Source organism: Curtobacterium sp. VKM Ac-1376, from assembly GCF_015351025.1.
GTDB lineage: Bacteria > Actinomycetota > Actinomycetes > Actinomycetales > Microbacteriaceae > Curtobacterium.
Map to the genome: position 1 here is coordinate 156,930 of NZ_JADKRV010000004.1, position 19,491 is coordinate 176,420.

Genomic DNA, 19,491 nt, shown 5'->3' on the forward strand with positions numbered 1-19,491 from the left:
GGTTTCTTCCCAGAACGCGCGCGATGCAACGTCATTTCGGGCGTACCAGGTCAGAACTTTCGACCGGGTACGCCCGGTTCGACCAGGTAGGCCCTAGTCGTCGGAAGCGGACGCGGGAGACCTCGGGCTCGGGACGCTCACGTCGACCGGGGACACCGCCGACGGGTCCGCCGAGGCACCGCCCACGACGTCGAACGAGATCCCCAGCATCGCCGGGTCCTCGTCGAGCTCGAGCCCGTCCTCACGGACCTGGTCCTCGGGGATCGCACGGCCACCGGACGGATCGAACGAGTTCGCAATCGACATGCGGACGAGCATGCCGGTCGTGCATGAGCGACGCCTCTGAATCGCCGCAGAGGCCCCGATCACCCGCTCAGCGGGCCGACCGCTCAGTCGGCCAGGTCCTCCGGACGGAGTCGTTCGCCGACCTGCGGCCGCCGGAACACGGGGCCACCGCCGGCCTCGTCCTCGTCGTGGTGGTCGACGGGTGAGGCGCTCGGGTCGACGGACTCGTCGCCGACGTCGGCCCCGCGGTCTTCCTCCATCTCGAGCTCGGACTCGTCGCTGCCGTCCACGGGGATGGACCGGCCCTGCTGTTCTGGATCGAACGGTGCGCTCATCGACATGGACCGAGCATGCTCCGGTTCGGTGAACGGCGGGTCAACGCTGTCCGTCGGCCGCGATGAGCTCGAGCTGCGTCACCGGAACGTCGGTGCCCGCGGTGAAGGTGAACGACGGGCCGCCGCCGATGATCCGGAAGACCCGGGTCTGCCCGGCCCAGGTGAACTCGGCCCCGTCCACCGCCGTGACCACGTCACCGAGGGCCACCTGCCACGAGTACGACCCCGGCGATGCGACCGTCACGGTGTACAGCGACGCGGCCGGACAGGATACGTCGAAGGAGACCGACTCCCCCGCCTCGAGCACGGTGACGGTGCGGCCGGTGTCGTCCGCGAGCGGTGAGGTCCCCACTGGCAGCAGGTCCACCGGGGTGTCCCGGTACCCGTGCACCTCGGACGCCGAGACCGGGCGCGTGTCCGATGCCCAGCCCTGCGGCTCGCGCGACAGCGTGAACTCGATCCGCGACGCGGCCACGACCACCGCGTGCGGGATGCTGACCGATGTCCAGGGCAAGCCGTCGACCGTCACCGACGCCACGTACGCGCCTGCGGAGCCGGGGGCGACCTGGATGACGGTGGCAGTCCCTCCCGGCTGCTGCAGCACCGTCCGGCGGACCGACGGCGGCACGAGCACGTAGGTGCCGGTCGACGGCGCCAGGGGGTACAGGCCGATCATCGCGAAGACGTACCAGGCGCTCATCTCGCCGTTGTCCTCGTCACCGGGGTACCCCTGGCCGAGGTCGGAGCCGACGAACAACCGCTCCAGCGTTTCCCGCACGATGCGGTGCGCGTCGTCGTGTCGGCCGGTGAACATCGGGAAGAACGGGATGTGGTGCGCTGGCTGGTTCGACAGCCCGAGCATGCCCATGCGGATGTCGCGCGCCTCGGTCATCTCGTGGATCGGGAACCCGTAGGAGCCGGAGCGGGCCATGGCACCGGTTTCCGCAGTGGCGAAGAACCCGTCGAGTGCCGCGTCGAACCACTCCGGCCCGCCGTGCAGGTCGACGACGCCGGCGCCGTCGTGCGGAGCCGTGAACGCCGTGCCCCACGCGTTCGTCTCGGTGTAGTCGTCGCCCCAGTCACGCGGGTCGAACTCGGCGCCGACCCGCCACGATCCGTCGGGGTCGCGGCCGATGAAGAACCCGCGCTCGGAGTCGAACACGTTCCGGTACTGCAGAGACCTCCGGGCGAACCACTCGGCCTCGGCTCCGTACCGCGACAGGTCGGCGGGTGTCTCCGCGCGTGATGCGAGCAGGCCCGCCATCACGGCCAGACCCCAGTCGTTGATGGCCGCGTCGAGGGTCCAGGACATCCCCTCGTGCGTCGCCGTGTCGACGTGGCCGCGGAAGGCTCCCGGGAGGCTCCCCTTCCGTCCGACACGCTCGTCGCGCGGCGGGACGGTCGCGTTCCGGACCGCACTCCGGTACGCCTCGGCCAGGTCGAAGCCGCGCACGCCCTTCACGGCGAGGTCGGCGAAGACGGTGTCGCTCGTGGTGCCCGTCATGCAGTCCTCGGCGCCGGGGGCGCTCCAGCGCGGGGTCCACCCGCCGTCGTGGTGGTGCTCGACGAAGCCCTGCGCGAGCTCGCCGGCCGTCTCCGGGGTGAGGAGCCCGAGGAGTGGCCAGGCCGTGCGGTAGGTGTCCCAGAACCCGTTCGTGGTGGTGAACGGACCCTCGACGACCTCCGGGCCGGGTTCGTCGCGGATCGGTTCCGCCAGGACGTCGCCGTAGGGGGAACGGTGCCGCGGGGTGCCAGTCAGTGCGGTCTCGCCGGCACGGTTCGGGTAGAGGAACAGCCGGTACAGGCCGGAGTACAGGCTCGTCAGCTGGTCGGGGGTCGCGCCGTCGAAGGAGAGCGTCGCGAGCTTCTCGGTCCACAGCTGCTCGGCGCGGGAGCACATGGCGTCGAACGAGCCGGCCGCGTCGAGGTTCGCGCGGGCGTCCTCGATCGAGACGGTCGAGATGCCGAGCAGGACGTCGACGGCGTCGTCCGCTGCGCCCGCGACGGACAGCCAGCCGCCCAGCTCGTGCTCGCCGGTCGTCGTGTGGTCGGCGGTGACGCCCGCGACCCGGACGTGCACGTGGTGCGGGGGCGTCCCGGGACGGTCGTCGAGGACGACTTCGACCACGGCGGTCCCCTCGGTGACCGTCACGGAGACGTCGGACACCCGGCCGTGGTGGTCGAGCACGATGCTGCGGGTGCCGGTGAACCGGAAGGCGAGGGCGAACTCCCCCGCGGTCATCTCGGCAGTCACCCCGTGCTCGAGGGCGACCCGGTAGCGGTGCGGACCGTCCTGCTCGTCGTCGTGGTCGAACCCGAGCGCCCGGGCGACCCGATCGGCATCAGGGGTGGCGAACGGCGACGGCATCACCTGGAACACCCCGCGGTCCCCCATCCACGGCGACGGGATGTGACTGGTCGCGAAGGCCTGGATGGCCGGGCGCAGCCGTCCCTCGGCGTCGAGCCGGTCGTGCTCCTGGTAGGCGTAGGGCCAGCGGTTGCTCGACGCGTCGGTCATCGGCAGCCCGAAGACGCCGCCGTGCGGGACGCCGACGAGCGGGGCGTTGTTGCCGCGGGAGAACCGGGAGGACGCCTGCGTGCCGCGGGTCGTGCGGACGTGGCCGAGCGGCGTCGTCGGGGCTGGGCGCGGGGGCTCGATGCGGACGGCGTCGAGCCAGCCGCGCAGCGCCGGACGCTCACCGTCGGCGTCCGCAGCCGAGGTGGCGGAGCCGAGCCGGGCCTCCAGACGGTCGATGACCAGCCCGGCGAACGGCGTGAGGTCCACCGCGCGACGGTTCCACTGGTCGACCCACTGCTTGCGGGCCGTGTCCTGCGCGTCCGGGGTGACCGCGTCGCCGTACTGGTCGCGGATCCCGGCGTGCTCGTTCAGCCGCGAGCCGTCGGTGAACACGACGTCGAGGGCGAAGGCCGTGGCGTCCCAGAAGTGCGGCAGATCGGCTTCGGACGGTTCGGTGGCCCCGTCGGGGAGCGTGCGTTCCGGGAACCACACCCAGGAGAGCTCGTCACCGGACGCGACCGTTCGACCGGCGAACCCGGGGACGACCGCCTCTGCCGTCGTCTGGCCCGCTGGCCGTTCGACCAGCCACCCTGCCGTCGACCCGAACCCGACACCGTTCCGCGCCGCGACGGCCGTCGTCGGCCCACCGCTCCGTTGCAGTTCTCGCACGTCGTGAGCCTATTTGCTCCAGTGTCTGGAGGAAAACCGCGGCGTGTCAGCCCTTGTTCTGGCCCGGCGCGCTTCCGGACTTGCCCGGGGCGTTCCCCGAGTTGCCGGGTGCGGTGTCCGCCGAGGTGTCGACGGCGTCGGTGCTGTCCTGCGGTTCCTCCACGGGGTTCGACGCCGGAGCGCTCGGCTCGGGGCCGACGGGCGCGTCCTGGGTGGGCTGCGCGGGTTCGCTGGGTTCCTCGCTCGGTTCCTCGGCGGGCTGGGACGGCTGCTGCTCCGGCTGGGAGGGCTGTTGCTCGGACGGCTGGCTGGGCTGCTGCTCCTCGCCCGGGTCCTCGCTCGGCTGTTCCTCGTCCGGCTGCTGGTCGGTCGGGGCGGTCGAGGTCGTGTCCGTGGGCGTCGGTGTGCCGTCGTCGTCGCCGTTCAGGGCGAACACTGCGACCCCGATGCCGATGAGCACCAGCACGATCACGATGATCGCGGCGATGAGCGGTCCACGCTTCTTCTTCGACTCGTCGTCCTCGGGCGACGCAGGGACCGGAACGGCTGGGGGCGGTGTCACTCCCCCGCCACCGCCCGACGCACCGTCCGCTGGGCCGCCGCGGCCCGCCTGTGCCCCGAGCACCGTCGTGGACACGTCGTCCGCGGGGTTCGGGCGCTGGGCGTCGAGCACGCGCGTGGCGCCGTCGCCGGGTGCTCCGTCGGGTAGCTCGCCCAGCGGCATCGCCTGGGTCCGGTCGTCGGCGCTCGCGGCGGCTGCGGCACCGACGCCGGCTGCGGCAGCTGCCCCCGCGACGCCAGCGGCCGCCGCCGTCATCGCGCCGGGCGTGCCGGGCAGGAGTTGCGTGGCGTTCGTCGGTTCGTCGCGATCCAGCGCACGCAGGCGCTCGGCCGCTTCGGCAGCGGTCGGTCGCTCCGCAGGGTCCTGCGCGGTCATCACGTGCAGGAGAGTTCGCCAGGCCGTCGGCAGGCTCCGGTCGATCTCCGGCGAGCGGGTGAGTCGTGCGGTGGCCGACTCGACGGCGCTGCCGGGGAAGGGCTGGCGGCCGGTCAGGCACTCGAGCAGCACGAGGCCGAGCGAGTAGACGTCGGCCTTGCCGGTGATCTCCTGCGCCAGGACCTGCTCCGGGGCCAGGTACGCGGCGGTCCCCATCACGGTGCCCGTCCCCGTCACGCGCGAGGCGTCACGGAGCAGGGCGATCCCGAAGTCGGCGAGCTTGACGTGCCGTCCGTCGCGCTCGAGCAGCACGTTCGCGGGCTTCACGTCGCGGTGGACGATCCCCTGCGCGTGCACGGCACGCAGACCGTCCGCGACCTGCGCTCCGAGCCGGGCGGCGGTCGCGGTGTCGAGCGGGCCCTCGCGCAGCCGTGTGGCGAGGTCGCTGCCGGGTACGAGCTCCATGACGAGGTAGGAGTCGCCGTCGACGTCGTCGAGCGCGGCGTCGTACAGCGTGACGAGTTCGGGGGCGCGGAGGGTCGCGAGGGTCTGGATCTCGGCCTCGGCGCGGGCGCGCTCACCGCGGTCGACCGGGCCGATGCGGAACACCTTGACCGCGACCTCGCGACCGAGCTGCTCGTCGACGGCGCGGTACACGGACGCCATGCCACCGTGTCCGAGCGTGCCCGTGACGCGGTACCTGCCGCCGAATACCCGTTCTTCCATGCCCGGCAACCTACCTGTAGCGGCTGACGGCGCTCTGCCGTTGGGTGGGCTCGGGCCGGCTCGGCCGGCCCGGTGGGCTCGACGTGCTCGGCGGGCTCGGGCCGGCGACTTCGTGAGCAGAAGACGTCGGGTGCGGGCGAGCGACCCGACATCTTCGGCTCACGAAGTGATGCGGCCGACGTGCGGCGCGGGCTCGGCACCGTGGTGGAGCGCCGTCAGGTACAACCGGTGCGCCGTGATCACGAGCGCGAGCCACGCCAGCCCGAGCGCCCACGCCGCCAGCACGTCGGTCAGCCAGTGGTGCCCGAGGAACACCCGCGACGCCCCCACCGACAGCACGAACAGGGTGCCCACGACGATCGTCCACACCCGGGTGACGACGCGCGACTGCCGCAGGAGCAGCAGGTACACGATCGTGCCCACGATCACCGTGGAGTTCAGCGTGTGCCCGGACGGGAACGACGGCGACGTCTCGTACGGGGGCACCGCGTCGGACAGCGGCGGGCGGGCCCGACCGATGAGGTCCTTGCCCGCGATCGTCATGAGCAGCGACCCACCGCTCGCGGCGACGAGGAGCACCAGGGGCGTCCACGCCCGGCGCTGGATGGTGAAACCGACCAGGAACACGAGCGCGACGATCGGCATCCCGATCGTGCCGGCGATGTCCGTCCACCACGTGACCAGCCGGTCCGCCGTGGGTGACCGGAGCGTCAGCGCCCAGTCGAGGACGGGCCGGTCGAGCACGGCGACGTCGTCGGCCTCGCGGACGGCGTCGTAGACCTCGGACGCGACCCACGTGGCGAGGACGGCCACACCCAGCCCGATGGCCAGCGTGAGCAGCAGGAGCGGCATCGCCCCGTACCGCTTGCCGAGCACGGTCCACGCTCCGGCGACGCTGCGTCCGAAGCGGGAGCGCCAACGGGTCAGGTCGACGTCGCCGACACTGCGGTCAGCGGCGTCCCCGCGTTCGGTGTACATCGGTCCACCCTGCCCGAAGCCCCCGGGAGCCGTCCCGGCCGTGCGCCCCTCTCGTATCATTCGAGACGCTACCCGTCCTCGAGCACGCGGCACCCGACCAGGCGCCGCCCCGGCCGCCGCCTCAGTCCTTCGCCTCCGAGTACGCCCCGACCACCGCGACCGACAGCGGGAACGTCACCGGGAAGTCCTGGAACAGCAGGCGTCCGGCATCCACCGCGGCCTCCTTGATCTGCTGCGCCACCCACTCCGCGTGCTCCGCCGGGGCGTGCACCACGATCTCGTCGTGCACGAAGAACACCAGGTGCGGCCCGTCCGTCACGGCTCCGGGGAACCGTGCGAGCAGCCGCGAGCGCAGGGACCCCATCCACGCGAGTGCCCACTCTGCCGCGGTCCCCTGCACCACGAAGTTCCGGGTGAACCGCCCCCAGCTGCGGGCACGGGACTCGACCGCACGCTGCATCGCCGGGGTGCCCTCGACCGTGTAGGCCTGGTTCCGGGCCTCGAACCACGAGTCCTCCGGCACCGGCGACGTCCGCCCGAGCAGCGTGGTCACGGGTTCACCGCGCTCCCCCGCCCGCGCCGCGCGCTCCACCATGTCGAGCGCCTGCGGGAACGCCCGCACCAGGCGTGGCACGAGCCGACCGCCCTCGCCCTGGGTCGCGCCGTACATCGCACCGAGCATCGCGACCTTGGCCTGCTGCCGGGTCTCGACCGCGCCCGATGCGACCACGCCGTCGTACAGGTCGCGCCCGTCCCCGGCGGCCGCCATCGCCCGGTCGCCGGACATCGCCGCGAGCACCCGGGGCTCCAGCTGCGCGGCGTCCGCCACGACGAGCTTCCACCCGGGGTCGGCGATGACCGCCCCGCGGATGCCCTTCGGCAGCTGCATCGCTCCCCCGCCGTCGGCTGCCCACCGACCGGTCACGACCCCGCCGACGACGTACTTCGGGTGGAACCGTCCGTCGTGGATCCAGTCGTCGAGCCAGGTCCAGCCGTTCGCGGTCAGCAACCGCGCCAGTCGCTTGTACTCGAGCAGCGGTTCGATCACGGGGTGCTCGATCTCCTGCAGCTCCCACTTCCGCGTGCTCGTGACCATCAGGCCGACCCGACGGAGCGCCTTCAGCACGTCGGCGGGTGAGTCCGGGTTGAGCGACGGGTCGTCGAGGCGGTCCCGCACGACGGCGGCGATCTCCTCGAGCCGCCGCGGTCGCACCCCGTAGGGCACGCGCGGCCCGAGGGCGTCCTCGAGCAGCCGCTCGTGCACGTCGGCCCGCCACGGCAGCCCGGCGTGCAGCATCTCGGCCGCCACGAGCGCGCCGGCAGACTCGGCGGTCAGCAGCAGGCGGAGTGCGCCGGGAGCGCTGGACCCCGCCACCGCTGCGAGCTGCGCGCGGAACTCCGCCACCGGGTCGACCTCGTCGTCGGGCACGGACGCGGTGAACAGGGCGTCGTCGAAGAGCTGAGCCTGCGTCGGTCGGACCACGCGGGGTTCCGGGACCGGTGCGTCGAGCGCATCGGCGGGCGCGGCGGCGAGCGCCGATCCCCGTGCTGCGAGCGCGGCCCGCAGGACGCGGCGGCCGAGCCGCAGGTCGACGCACCGCCCCACACGCCCGCCCGAGGCGAGCACGGTTGGGTACCAGCGCGAGGTGTCGTCCCACACCCAGCGCACACCCGGTGCATCGTGCGCGGCGACGAAGGCCGGGAGGCCCGGCTCGTCCACGCGGATCGGCTCGCCCTGGGCGGTCCCCGAGTCGGTCAGGGGCGTCGCGAGGACGCGACCGTCGACGCGGCGGAGGACGAGGTACACGGATCGATCATGCCGTGTCCCACCGACCCCGGCGGACCGGGGCCGGAGCGGCCGTCACTCGCCGGGTCGGACCGCCGCGGTGTCGGCGACGTCGATGCGGACGTCGCCGTCCTCGGCGCGGGAGACCTCGACGCGGGGGTCGGCGTCGTGCTCGTCGGATCCGGACATGCGTCGGAAGGTGTCCTGTCGGCGCTCCTCGAACGTCATGTCGACGCCGTCGTCGAGGTGGTCGTGGTCGGGCTTCGTCATGGGGTGCACGGTACGCGGCCGTCGCTGCGGGTGGTCAGGCGACGGGTGCCGTGCCCGTCCGTTCGGTCCAGTGTCCACCGGTCGCCCACCGCTCGAGCACGGCGGCGCGCAGGCGTCCGGACGGCGCCGAGGCCCGCGCGGTGGCCAACGGCACGCCGAAGACGAACTTCGCCACGCTCTCGTCTCCCTCGGCAGCATCGTGCGGGCCGGGGGGCGCGAGCCGGAAACGTCGAGCGAAGCGCACCAGGTTCGCGTCGGGACCGAGCACGGCGGCCAGGCCGGGGTCGAGCATCCACGAGCGGCACTGCCACCGCTCCGCGTCGAGCGCCGGCTGGAAACCCCGGAGGATCGCGGGGGCGCGGTCGAACGCGTGGTCGCAGGCGTCCGGGTCCAGCGGCCCGGTCTCCGGCACGTGGACACCCCACGCCGGGGTGCCGTCCGCCAGGTGGTCGCCGAGTTCGAACTGGAGGCGCTCCACGGCCACCACGCGCCCGGTCGCCACCGCGACGAGCCAGTCCAGCCCCGTGCCGCGCAGTCCGTACCGGGCGAGCTTCCGCTCGACATCGGCGACGGAGGCCTCGGCCACGGTCCGGGTGAGGCCTCGTGCGCCGAGCTCCGCGGCGGTCATCGGGACCGCGGCCCGGAGCGCGGCCACCAGCAGCGCGTCGCGATGCGCGGGTCCGGCGTCGGCGACGGTGGCGGCGAGCGCCGCCGCCACCGTCGCGGCGTCGTCGGGTGACCCCACGGCTTCGGTGAGGACCGCGACCGACGCAGGACGGGCCTCCAGGCCGGCGGTGTCGGCGGTCACTTCAGACCCGACGAGGCGAGCCCGTCCATCACCCGCCGCTGCAGCACGATGAACATGATGAGCACGGGGGCCATCGCCATCAAGCTGGCAGCCATGAGCACCGGGTAGTCGATCGTCCGGTCGCTCGACAGGGTTGCGAGCCCCGCGGCCAGGGGCATGTCCTCGGCGCGGGTGGAGACCACGAGCGGCCAGAGCAGCTCGTTCCAGGACCACAGCACGGTCGTGATCGCGAGCACGCTGATCGAGGGACGGGCGAGTGGGAGCATGATCCGCCAGAAGGTCTGGAACGGGTTGGCGCCGTCCATGCGCGCGGCTTCCTCGAGTTCGGGCGGCATGTTCAGGAACGCCGTCCGCATCAGGAAGGTGCCGAACGCACTGAACAGGCCCGGCGCGACGATCCCCATCAGGGTGTCGAGCCATCCGAGCCCCTGCACGATCTGGTACTGCGAGATCAGGTAGACCTGCGACGGCACGAGCAGGATCGACAGGACGATCGCGAGCAGGGCCGCCCGCCCACGGAACCGCATCCGGGCGAAGGCGTAGCCGGCGAGCGTGCACAGGACGATCTGGGCGAGCGTCCGGATGATCGTGACGGACACCGACGTGCCGAGCTGGCTGAGGAACGGCAGGCGTTCGAAGACCTGCGCGTAGTTCTGCCACTGCAGTTCTCCCGGCCAGAACACCGGCGTGACGGACTGCACCTGCGCGTTCGTGGACAGGGACATGATGATCTGCCACACGAACGGGAACGCCATCGCGAACCCACCGACGCCGAGGACGACGTGGATCCACCAGTGGCTGCCGCCGCGACGGCCGGGTCGACGAGCGGCCCGTGGCGGTGTGACGGTGGCGGTCATCCCTGTACCCACTTCCGTTGGACGCGGAACTGCACGAGCGTGATGATGCCGATGAGCAGGAAGATCACCATGGCGATCGCGGCCGCGAAGCCCTTGTCGTTGTCGATGAACCCGGCGCTGTAGAAGTAGAAGACGAGCGACATCGTCTTCGGGATCACCGGGTTGGTGCTGCCGAGGATGGCGTAGAGCAGGTCGAACAGCTGGAAGCTCGAGATCGTCGTGACGATCACCACGAAGAAGATGCTCGGGCTGAGCAGCGGCACGGTGATCGAGCGGAACTGCCGCCAGCGGCTCGCGCCGTCGAGCTCGGCTGCTTCGTAGAGCTCCGGCGGGATGTCCTTCAGGCCGGCGCCGAGGATGATCATCGAGAACCCGAGCGACGACCACAGGCCGACGAGACTGACCGCGACGAGCGCGAAGCCGGGGGTCGAGATCCAGTACGGGCCCGCGATGCCGAACAGCCCGAGGAACCAGTTCACGATGCCGTAGTCGCCGTTGAACATGATGCGCCACACCAGGGCGATCGCGGCCGGCATGGCGACGTACGGCAGGAAGAAGAGCACTCGGTAGAACTGCGCGAACCGCAGACCGGGGGTGTTCAGCAGGCTCGCGAGCCACACGGCGATCGGGATCCCCGCGAGGACGATGACGGTGTAGATCACCGTGTTGAGCAGCGACTGGTACAGCTGCGGGTCACCGACGAGTCGGACGTAGTTGGCGACGCCACTGAACGTCGCGCCGCCGAAGACACCCCAGCTGGTGAACGAGTACCAGAACGTCTGGATGATCGGCCAGATGTAGAACGTGCCGACGCCGATGAGCAGCGGGAGGACGAACAGCCACGGCCACCAGCCGTCGGTCCGTCGGGATGCGGGTCGGCCGTCGGTGCGTGGGCCGGGCCCGCCCCGCCCGGACGAGCGCGTCATCCGGGCCGGGGCGGGCGGGGTGGGAACGGGGGGCCGCTCGGTGTTGATCGTCACGCGCTGGACCTACTGTTCCTTCGCGAGGGCGGCGTCCATCTTCTGCGCGAGGTCCTCCGCCACCTGGTCGACGGGCTTCGATCCATCGAACGCGCTCGGCAGTAGGGTGGTCTCGAGGGTGTTCCACGCGGCGGTGTTCTTCGACACCGGCAGGGGCTTCGCGTAGTCGACCGCGTCGAGGAACACCTGCAGGTCGGCGTCGGGCATCGTCTTCGTGAAGGCGCCCTGCGTGCCCTCGTAGGCGGGGATGACCGCGCCCATGTCGCCCTGCTGCTGCTGGGCGGTCTTGCCGGCGAGGTAGACCTGGAGCGCCTGCGCGGCGGCCTTGTTCTTGCTGGCCTCGGACACGACGTTCGACACACCGTGGATGACGGTCGCCTGCTCCTTGCCCTTCGGCAGCGGGTAGACCACGACGTCCTTCTCCATGTCGGTGCCGGTCAGGGCGGAGCGGAACCAGCTGCCGCCCTGGTACATCGCGAGCTTGCCGGAGGTGAACCACTGGTCAGCGGTGGTGTCGGTGAGCTGCTTGATCGACGGCGAGGCACCCGACTTGATCAGGTCGGTCCAGAACTGCAGGCCTTCCTCCGAGGCCTTCGAGGCGTACTCGGACTTCGTGCCGTCCGCGTTCACGACGGATCCCCCGGCCTGGAAGATCGTGTTGTAGTAGGTCGTCTGACCGTCCATGCCGCCGGCGGCACCGTAGGCGCCTTCCGCCTTGAGCTTCTCGCTGAGCTCGGCGCTGGTCTTCTGGAAGTCGTCCCAGGTCCAGTCCTTCGAGGGCAGGTCCATGCCGGCCTGCTCGAACAGCGCCTTGTTCACCCAGACACCGATGGTGTCGAAGTCCTTCGGCACGCCGTACTGGGTGTCGTCGTACGTGTACAGGTCGTTCAGCGCGCTCGAGTACTTCGTCGGGTCGATGTCCCCGGCCTTGACCTCGCCGGTGATGGGCGCGAGCTTGCCGTTGGCCGCGTACAGCTGGAAGTTCGGGCCGTTCATCCAGAACAGGTCGGGCAGCGTGTTGCTCGAGCCCTGCGTCTGCAGCTTCGTCCAGTAGTTGGCGAACGGTGTGACGTCGACGCTCACCTTGATGTCCGGGTACTCCTCGTTGAAGCCCTTGAGGTTGGCCTTGATCGCCTTGACCTGGTTCTCGTCCCAGACGGCGTACGTCAGGTTGGCCTTGGTGTCCTTCGCGGCGACGGTGTAGTCGCTGCCGGAGCTCGACGCCCCGGAGGACGTGGAGCACCCGGCGAGGAGTGCGGCTGCACCGAGGGCGGCGACGGCGCCGAGGAGGGCGCGGCGCACGCCGGTCGCTCGGGCGGGGATGTGTGCGGTCATCGGGAGGTCCTTTCGCACGGCCGTCAGGAGCCGACGGTCTGGGAGGGGTGGGTGGTGGGGTGGGTGAAGTGCGCGATCGTCTCGGCCGGCAGGCGCGGGACGTCGATGGGGACGGAGCCGTTGCGGAGCGAGCGGGTCGCCAGCGCGCCGGCCGCGACCGCGGCGCGTGCCGCGATCGGGGAGAGTTCCGTCGGTTCGCCGAGGGCGACGGACCGCAGGAACTCGGTCATGGTGAGCAGGTCGGCGTCGGCGTGGCCGTCCTCGACGCCGTCGATCGGGTACTCACGGTCCCCCGTGGTGTCCCAACCGCGACGATGCGTCCAGACCTTCACGACACCGCCGCCGGTGTCGCCGATGTTCTCGAGCCGGCCCTCGGTGCCGATGACGGTGTAGTTCCGCCAGTAGTCCGGGGTGAAGTGGCACTGCTCGTAGCTCGCCTGCACGCCGTTGTCGAGCGTCATCATCACCATCGAGACGTCCTCGACGTCGACGACGGGGTTGAGCCCGGTCTGAGCCAGCGGCGGCCAGTTGTCGTGGGAGAACCAGTCCCCCATCAGCTCGCCGCTGCGGTCCCGCCGGTCGGTGACGTCCCCGTAGACCGACAGGGAACCCATGCCCACGACACGACTGGTGTCGCCACCGCCGAGCGCGTGGATGACGTCGAGGTCGTGGCTGGCCTTCTGCAGGAGCAGTGAGTTGACGTTCGCACGGTCCGCGTGCCAGTCCTTGAAGTAGTAGTCACCGCCGTTGCCGACGAAGTGGCGGCACCAGACGGCCTTGACCTCACCGATCTCGCCGCGGTCGACGATCTCGCGCATCAGGCGGACGACGGCGGCGTGCCGGAAGTTGTGTCCGACGTACAGCGGCGTGCCGGTCTCGGCGGCGGTGTTGAGGACCGCGTCGGCGTCCTCGACCGTGATGGCCAGGGGCTTCTCGAGGTAGACCGCGATGCCCGCACGGAGCAGGTCGATCGCGATCTCGGCGTGGGTCCAGTCCGGGGTGGTGACGATCGCGGCATCCGCGTGCCCGGTGAGTTCGCGGTGGTGGTCGACCACCAGGGCGTCCGGGTACTCGGCGCGCCCGCGCTCGCGGCCGGCGACGGTGACGTCCGCCACCGCGACCACCTGTGCGTGCAGTGCGGGGTCGGCCGCTGCCGCCTCGGCGACGTGCCGCGCGATCGCGGACCGCTGGCCCATCCCGATCACCGCGACGCGGAGTCCTGCGTTGTCAGCGCCCATGCTCATCGCTCCCTTGCGTGATTGTGACGCCCATGATGCCGAATCGATCATGAATGCACAATAGGCGCTCACGGATCGCTCAGGGAGTGGAGCAGGGAGGGTTTTACACGATCGAAACGTCGCGGACGCTTCGCGGTACGCGGACGACCGGTCAGTCGGCGACGACGAGCTCCACGCCGGCGCTGGCGAGGTCAGCGGCGAACGCGGGCGGGACGGGCTGGTCTGTGACGAGGACGTCGATGCGGTCCAGCGGGCAGATCCGGGCGAACGTCGCGCGCTCGATCTTCGTCGAGTCGGCGACGACGACCACCCGACGCCCGACGGACGCGAAGTGCCGGCTGACCTCGGCCTCGCCCTCGTGCATGGTCGTCGCACCGTACTGGCCGGTCAGCCCGTCGACGCCGAGGACCACGAGGTCGAGCGCGAACTCGTCGAGGGTGTCCCGCACGAGCGGCCCCACGAGTTCGTAGGACTGCCGCCGGGCAACCCCGCCGGTGACCACGATCTTCACGTTGGCGCGGACGGAGAGCTCGTACCCCACGTTCAGGGCGTTCGTCACGATGGTGATCCCGAACTCGCCGTCGGCGCGGATGAAGCGCTCGCTCTTGCCGAGTTCGCGCGCCACCTCGGTCGTCGTCGTACCGCCGTTCAGCCCCACCGTCTCGCCGGGCTGCACGAGCCGGGCAGCGGCACGGGCGATGGCCGTCTTCGCCTCGGCCTGCCGGGCGATCTTGTACTGCAGGGGCAGCTCGTACCCGGCACCGAGGGCCGCCGCTCCCCCGTGCGTCCGCGTGACGAGCCGCTGCTCAGCCAGGGTCGCGAGGTCACGACGGGCCGTCGCGGCGGAGATCCCGAGCAGTTCGCCGATCTCGGCGATCGACACGTTGCCGCGTTCGCTCACCAGTTCGAGCAGGGCGTTCAGCCGCTGTTGGGGGGTCATGACGGTCATCCTACGGTGTCCTCACGATCGCTATCTGATCGATTGTGACGTTTTCCTCTTCCATCGAGCACGATCGCTCGCTACGCTTCCTGATCATTCGATCACCCGGATCGACCCGGACCGGAAGGCTCCCATGACCGACACCTTCGTGAGCGCTGAACTGGCCTCGCAGCCGGAGACCTGGCGCGCAGCCGCCGCACTCCTGCCGACGTTCGCCGATGCGCTCCCCCAGCCCGGAGAACGCGTGGCCGTGGTCGGCTGCGGTACGAGCTGGTTCATCGCGATGAGCTACGCCGTCGCCCGCGAGCAGGCAGGCCTCGGGGTCACCGACGCCTTCGCCGGCTCGGAGTACCCGGCATCGCGCGAGTACGACCGCGTCGTCACCATCAGCCGCTCGGGCACCACGACCGAGATCGTCGACCTGCTGCAGGCCATGCCGTCCCAGCGCACCGTCCTGATCACCGCCGTCGCCGACAGTCCTGCCGCAGCCGTGGCCGACCAGGTGGTCGCCCTGCCCTTCGCGGACGAGCGATCGGTCGTGCAGACCCGGTTCGCGACGACCGCGCTCGCACTGCTGCGGGCGTCCATCGGCGACGACGTCGACGCACTCGCGTCCCAGGCCGAGACGGCTCTGACGCTGCCCATCGACGACCTGCTCGACGCCGAACAGGTCACCTTCGTCGGGCGCGGCGCCGCCGTGGGCCTGACGTTCGAAGCAGCACTGAAGACGCGTGAGGCCGCACAGTTCTGGGCCGAGTCGTACCCGGCGATGGACTACCGGCACGGACCGATCGCGATCGCGCAGCCCGGTCGACTCGTCTGGTCGCTCGGCACCGCTCCCGAGGGGCTCGCTGCCGAGGTCGCCGTCACCGGTGCCCGCTTCGTGCAGCACGACCTCGATCCCATCGCCGGGCTCGTCGTCGTCCACCGGTTCGCCGTCGCCCTGGCCGAGGGCCGGGGACTCGACCCGGACAACCCCCGTTCGCTCACCCGGTCGGTCATCCTCACCTGATGGCCGGCGCAGGCGCGGTGCTCGGGGTCGACGTCGGCGGCACGGGCATCAAGGCCAGGCTGACCGACGCCGACGGACTCGTCCTGTACGAGGCCCGGGTCCCGACGCCGAGCGAGGACCCGGACGCCGTCCGCCTCGCATCGGTGGTCGCCGAGCTCGCCGTCGACGCTCGGCGGCGCTGGCCGCTCGACGCGATCGGCCTGGTGACGCCCGGTGTCGTCGACGAGGCTGCCGGCGCGGTGGTCCTCGCGGTGAACCTCGGCTGGCGGGACGTGCCCGTGCGCGAGGCCGTCCGGACAGCACTCCGGCACCGAGGGATCGACGTCCCGCTCGCCTTCGGGCACGACGTCCGCGCCGGTGCCCTGGCGGAGATCGCCGGCGGTGATCCGGCGTCGTCCCGGGGCTCTGTCGCCTTCGTGCCGGTCGGCACCGGGCTCGCGAGCGCCCTCGTCGTCGACGGTATCGTCGTGCCCGGCGGTGGCTGGGCGGGGGAGATCGGGCAGGTGCGGATCCCGTCCGGGCAGCACGCCGGGCTCCGGGTCGAGGAGATCGCGTCCGCAGGGGCAGTCGCCCGGCGATCGGGGGCTCCGTCCGCGCACGCTGCGATGCTCCGGGTCCGTGCCGGGGACGTCATCGCGACCTCGGTCTGGTCCGACTGCGTCGCCGTGCTCGCCGACGCCCTCGCCTGGACGACCGCCGTCGCGGGGTGCCACACGATCATCGTCGGCGGGGGGCTCGCCGAGTCCGGTTCGCTGCTGCTCGACCCACTCCGCACCGCCGTCGCTGAGCGCCTGGTCGGCGTGCGGGTCCCCGTCATCGCGGCGGCTCGACACGGCGACGCCGCCGGTGCCATCGGCGCCGGCGTGCTCGCACGACGGCTGCTCGAGACCGAGGTGCTGGTGTGACGACGCTCGTTCGGGCCCCGCGCATCCTGACCGCCGCCGACGACCTGCGGGACGGCTGGCTCGTCATCGACGACGACTCGGTCCTCGCCCTCGGGACGGGGACGCCACCGCGGACCGACGCGGCGCTCACCCTGGCCGGCACGGTCGTTCCGGGCTTCGTCGATCTGCACGCCCACGGCGCACTCGGCCACGACTTCGCCGGGTGCTCGGCGGACGAAGCACGGGCCGTCGCCGCACACCACCGGTCGCGCGGGACAACGACCCTCGTCGCCTCGGTGGCGACGGGGCGCCCACGGGACACCGTGGACGCGCTCACCCGGCTCCGGCCGCTCGTCGCCGACGGCACGCTCGCCGGGATCCACCTCGAGGGCCCGTGGCTCGCCCAGGCGCGGCGTGGAGCGCACCGGGCGGACCTACTGCATGCGCCGGACCCGGCCGAGGTCGACGCCTACCGTGCTGCCGCCGGCGATGCGCTGCGCGTCGTCACGCTCGCCCCCGAACTCCCCGGCGCGCTCGACGCCGTGGCACGGTTCGTCGCCGCGGGTGTCGTCGTCGCCATCGGGCACACCGATGCCACCGCCGAGCAGACCCGTCGTGCCATCGACGCCGGCGCCTCGCTCGTGACGCACCTGTTCAACGGGATGCCCCCGCTGCACCACCGCACGCCCGGTCCGGTCGGGGTCGCGCTGACCGACGACCGTGTGCTGCTCGAGTGCATCGTCGACGGGCATCACCTCGACCCGACCACCGTCGACCTCGTCCAGCGGAGTGCCCCGGGCCGGATGCTCCTGGTCTCCGACGCGATGTCCGCGACCGGCTGCCCCGACGGCGAGCACACCGTGGCCGGATCGGCGGTGTCCGTCCGCGACGGTGTCGCCATGCTCGCCGACGGGTCGTCCCTGGCGGGTAGCACGATCACCGTCAGCGATGCCGTTCGGCGCCTCGTCGCGGCGGGCACCGCGCTGCCCGAGGTGGTCGCCACGTCCGCCGGTCGCGCGGCGCACATGCTCGGGCTGCCGGCACCGCTCACGGTCGGGACCCCCGCCGAGCTCCTGGTCCTCGACCCGGCGACCGGTACGGTCCGTGGCCTGCCGACGGTGGTGTCCGCGTGATCGTCGTCGTCACCCCGAACCCTGCCGTGGACGTCACCTACCGGGTCGCCGAACAACGCGTCGGCGAGACCCAGCGCGTGCTCGAGGTCCAGCGACGACCCGGCGGCAAGGGGCTCAACGTCGGCCGTGTCCTCGCGGCCACCGGTGTGTCCACACACGCCGTCCTGCCGCTGGGCGGCGACGCCGGAGCCTGGATCGCGGACGCCCTCGACGACCTCGCGCTCGCCCACACCGACGTCGCCGTCCGCGGCGAGACCCGGACGACGGTGACCGTGGTCGACGACGTCGCACACCCGACGATGTTCGGTGAGCCGGGCCCCACGCTCGACCACGCCGAGTGGGACACCGTCGCGACGGTGATCGACGACCTGCTCGTGACGGCCGACGCCCTCGTGGTGTCGGGGTCGCTGCCCCGGGGCGCCGACTCCGCCGTCGTCGCGCACTGGGTCACCGCCGCGCGGCACCGTGGCATCACCTCCGTCGTCGACTGCTCCGGGTCGGCGCTGCTCGCCGCGGCCGAGGCCGGCGCCACCGTCTGCAAGCCGAACCGCGAGGAACTGCTCGAGGCCACCGGCACCGACGACGAGCGGGCCGCCGCACTGCGGCTCCTCCGACTCGGCGCAGCCGTGGTGGTGGTGTCGCGCGGGTCGGACGGCATCGCCGCGCACACCACGGAACACGTGCTCGAGGTCCCGGCGGTCCCCGGCGTCTCGGGCAATCCGACCGGAGCCGGTGACGCCGCGACGGCGGGGCTCGTCAGCGCCCTGGTCGCCGCGGCGCACGACGGCGTCGTCCCGATCACCCGGACCGTCCTGCTCCGCGCACTCCGCTCCGCCGCTGCCCACGGAGCAGCCGCCGTGCTCCGGCCGGTGGCCGGCGAGGTCGACCCCGCCGACGTGCACCGCTTCCTGTCCGACCCGCCCGCTCCCACCCACGACCGAACGAGGACCCCAGCATGATCACCGACCTCGCCCTCACCGGCCTGCTCGACACCGCCCGGACAGCCCGGGGCGGGGTCGGCGCGTTCAACGTCGTGCTGCTCGAGCACGCCGAGGCGATCGTCACCGGCGCCGAGCTGGCCGGTCTGCCGGTCATCCTGCAGATCAGCGAGAACTGCGTCCGGTACCACGGCGGCCTCGCGCCCATCACGACGGCCACCCAGGCCATCGCGCGAGCGGCCGACGTCGAGGTCCTCGTGCACCTCGACCACATCGAGGACCCGGACCTGGTCGTCGCCGGGATCGAGCTCGGGGTGGACTCAGTCATGTACGACGGCTCCCACCTGGACTTCGCGGCCAACGTCGCGGCCACCCGGGGGCTCGCAGCTCGCTGTCACGCCGCGGGGGTCGCGATCGAGGCCGAGCTCGGCGAGGTCGGCGGCAAGGACGGCGTGCACGCCCCCGGGGTGCGGACGGACCCGACCGACGCGGCCGCGTTCGTGGCCGACACCGGGGTCGATGCCCTGGCGGTCGCGGTGGGGACCTCGCATGCCATGCAGACTCGCGAGGCCTCGGTCGACCGCGCCCTCGTCGAGCGGCTCCGTGCCGCGGTGTCGGTTCCCCTGGTGCTGCACGGTTCCTCGGGGCTGACCGACGATGAGCTCCGTGCGGCCGTGCATGCCGGGATGACGAAGATCAACATCTCGACGCACTTGAACGGCCTGTTCACCCGCGCGCTCCGCACCGTGCTCGACGAGGGGCCGGACGTCGTCGACCCGCGGAAGTACGTGGCGGCGGGACGCGACGCGATCGCGACCGAGACCGCGCGGCTCCTGACGCTCCTGCACGGCTGAGACAGCGC

Annotated in this window: 18 protein-coding genes; 5 read left to right on the forward strand and 13 right to left on the reverse strand. The window is 72.0% G+C overall.

Annotated elements, in window-relative coordinates; genetic code table 11:
* Positions 1-93: 93 nt before the first annotated feature.
* From ITJ56_RS07485 to ITJ56_RS07545, 13 genes are all read right to left on the reverse strand, one after another.
* Positions 94-306, reverse strand: a complete 213-nt coding sequence (locus ITJ56_RS07485) for a hypothetical protein (RefSeq protein WP_194629249.1) — start codon at positions 304-306, stop codon at positions 94-96.
* 83 nt (positions 307-389) lie between these two features.
* A complete protein-coding gene (locus ITJ56_RS07490) occupies positions 390-626 on the reverse strand; it encodes a hypothetical protein (RefSeq protein ID WP_194629251.1) in 237 nt (78 codons plus the stop codon).
* A 34-nt stretch (positions 627-660) separates the two neighbouring features.
* Positions 661-3,807, reverse strand: coding sequence for a GH92 family glycosyl hydrolase (locus tag ITJ56_RS07495; RefSeq protein WP_323749750.1), 3,147 nt, complete (start codon positions 3,805-3,807; stop codon positions 661-663).
* Between the two features lie 46 nt (positions 3,808-3,853).
* Positions 3,854-5,470 (reverse strand): serine/threonine-protein kinase, encoded by a 1,617-nt coding sequence (locus ITJ56_RS07500; RefSeq protein WP_194629253.1) that lies wholly within the window; start codon positions 5,468-5,470, stop codon positions 3,854-3,856.
* 159 nt (positions 5,471-5,629) lie between these two features.
* The gene (locus tag ITJ56_RS07505; protein ID WP_194629255.1) at positions 5,630-6,448 is read right to left on the reverse strand and encodes a phosphatase PAP2 family protein; all 819 of its coding nucleotides are present in this window, start codon (positions 6,446-6,448) and stop codon (positions 5,630-5,632) included.
* A 121-nt stretch (positions 6,449-6,569) separates the two neighbouring features.
* A complete protein-coding gene (locus ITJ56_RS07510) occupies positions 6,570-8,255 on the reverse strand; it encodes a bifunctional 3'-5' exonuclease/DNA polymerase (RefSeq protein WP_194629257.1) in 1,686 nt (561 codons plus the stop codon).
* Positions 8,256-8,309: 54 nt separating this feature from the next.
* Positions 8,310-8,504: a hypothetical protein gene (locus ITJ56_RS07515; protein WP_017887924.1), complete on the reverse strand. Its 195-nt coding sequence runs from the start codon at positions 8,502-8,504 to the stop codon at positions 8,310-8,312.
* A gap of 34 nt (positions 8,505-8,538) precedes the next feature.
* Positions 8,539-9,312 carry a hypothetical protein gene (locus tag ITJ56_RS07520; RefSeq protein WP_194629259.1) on the reverse strand — a complete coding sequence of 258 codons (774 nt, stop codon included), beginning with the start codon at positions 9,310-9,312 and terminating at the stop codon, positions 8,539-8,541.
* Positions 9,309-10,169 (reverse strand): carbohydrate ABC transporter permease, encoded by an 861-nt coding sequence (locus ITJ56_RS07525; protein ID WP_194629261.1) that lies wholly within the window; start codon positions 10,167-10,169, stop codon positions 9,309-9,311. The genes ITJ56_RS07520 and ITJ56_RS07525 overlap by 4 nt, the downstream gene beginning before the upstream one ends.
* Positions 10,166-11,149, reverse strand: coding sequence for a carbohydrate ABC transporter permease (locus tag ITJ56_RS07530; protein ID WP_194629263.1), 984 nt, complete (start codon positions 11,147-11,149; stop codon positions 10,166-10,168). The genes ITJ56_RS07525 and ITJ56_RS07530 overlap by 4 nt, the downstream gene beginning before the upstream one ends.
* A 9-nt stretch (positions 11,150-11,158) precedes the next feature.
* Positions 11,159-12,484: an ABC transporter substrate-binding protein gene (locus tag ITJ56_RS07535; protein ID WP_194629265.1), complete on the reverse strand. Its 1,326-nt coding sequence runs from the start codon at positions 12,482-12,484 to the stop codon at positions 11,159-11,161.
* A 23-nt stretch (positions 12,485-12,507) separates the two neighbouring features.
* Positions 12,508-13,728, reverse strand: a complete 1,221-nt coding sequence (locus ITJ56_RS07540) for a Gfo/Idh/MocA family protein (protein WP_194629267.1) — start codon at positions 13,726-13,728, stop codon at positions 12,508-12,510.
* 145 nt (positions 13,729-13,873) lie between these two features.
* The gene (locus ITJ56_RS07545; protein WP_194629269.1) at positions 13,874-14,662 is read right to left on the reverse strand and encodes a DeoR/GlpR family DNA-binding transcription regulator; all 789 of its coding nucleotides are present in this window, start codon (positions 14,660-14,662) and stop codon (positions 13,874-13,876) included.
* Positions 14,663-14,795: 133 nt separating this feature from the next.
* Here ITJ56_RS07545 and ITJ56_RS07550 point away from each other — a divergent pair, with 133 nt between their 5' ends.
* From ITJ56_RS07550 to ITJ56_RS07570, 5 genes are read left to right on the forward strand one after another with little or no spacing between them, the layout of a single operon-like run.
* Positions 14,796-15,674, forward strand: coding sequence for an SIS domain-containing protein (locus ITJ56_RS07550; RefSeq protein WP_194629271.1), 879 nt, complete (start codon positions 14,796-14,798; stop codon positions 15,672-15,674).
* Entirely contained in the window at positions 15,674-16,579 is a 906-nt protein-coding gene (locus ITJ56_RS07555) for an ROK family protein (protein ID WP_194629273.1), read from the forward strand. The genes ITJ56_RS07550 and ITJ56_RS07555 overlap by 1 nt, the downstream gene beginning before the upstream one ends.
* A complete protein-coding gene (gene nagA, locus ITJ56_RS07560; RefSeq protein ID WP_194629275.1) occupies positions 16,576-17,691 on the forward strand; it encodes an N-acetylglucosamine-6-phosphate deacetylase in 1,116 nt (371 codons plus the stop codon). Before ITJ56_RS07555 ends, nagA begins: the two co-directional genes overlap by 4 nt.
* Positions 17,688-18,650 carry a 1-phosphofructokinase family hexose kinase gene (locus ITJ56_RS07565; RefSeq protein ID WP_194629276.1) on the forward strand — a complete coding sequence of 321 codons (963 nt, stop codon included), beginning with the start codon at positions 17,688-17,690 and terminating at the stop codon, positions 18,648-18,650. The genes nagA and ITJ56_RS07565 overlap by 4 nt, the downstream gene beginning before the upstream one ends.
* The gene (locus ITJ56_RS07570) at positions 18,647-19,483 is read left to right on the forward strand and encodes a class II fructose-bisphosphate aldolase (RefSeq protein WP_194629278.1); all 837 of its coding nucleotides are present in this window, start codon (positions 18,647-18,649) and stop codon (positions 19,481-19,483) included. Before ITJ56_RS07565 ends, ITJ56_RS07570 begins: the two co-directional genes overlap by 4 nt.
* The last annotated feature ends 8 nt before the right edge of the window (positions 19,484-19,491 follow it).

Coding starts and splice junctions, on each gene's coding strand:
- ITJ56_RS07540 (WP_194629267.1), bottom strand. CDS start 13,728: ATGAGCATGGGCGCTGACAACGCAGGACTCCGCGTCGCGGTGATCGGG.
- ITJ56_RS07525 (WP_194629261.1), bottom strand. CDS start 10,169: ATGACCGCCACCGTCACACCGCCACGGGCCGCTCGTCGACCCGGCCGT.
- ITJ56_RS07545 (WP_194629269.1), bottom strand. CDS start 14,662: ATGACCCCCCAACAGCGGCTGAACGCCCTGCTCGAACTGGTGAGCGAA.
- ITJ56_RS07485 (WP_194629249.1), bottom strand. CDS start 306: ATGTCGATTGCGAACTCGTTCGATCCGTCCGGTGGCCGTGCGATCCCC.
- ITJ56_RS07555 (WP_194629273.1), top strand. CDS start 15,674: ATGGCCGGCGCAGGCGCGGTGCTCGGGGTCGACGTCGGCGGCACGGGC.
- ITJ56_RS07505 (WP_194629255.1), bottom strand. CDS start 6,448: ATGTACACCGAACGCGGGGACGCCGCTGACCGCAGTGTCGGCGACGTC.
- ITJ56_RS07535 (WP_194629265.1), bottom strand. CDS start 12,484: ATGACCGCACACATCCCCGCCCGAGCGACCGGCGTGCGCCGCGCCCTC.
- ITJ56_RS07515 (WP_017887924.1), bottom strand. CDS start 8,504: ATGACGAAGCCCGACCACGACCACCTCGACGACGGCGTCGACATGACG.
- ITJ56_RS07570 (WP_194629278.1), top strand. CDS start 18,647: ATGATCACCGACCTCGCCCTCACCGGCCTGCTCGACACCGCCCGGACA.
- ITJ56_RS07490 (WP_194629251.1), bottom strand. CDS start 626: ATGTCGATGAGCGCACCGTTCGATCCAGAACAGCAGGGCCGGTCCATC.
- ITJ56_RS07550 (WP_194629271.1), top strand. CDS start 14,796: ATGACCGACACCTTCGTGAGCGCTGAACTGGCCTCGCAGCCGGAGACC.
- ITJ56_RS07500 (WP_194629253.1), bottom strand. CDS start 5,470: ATGGAAGAACGGGTATTCGGCGGCAGGTACCGCGTCACGGGCACGCTC.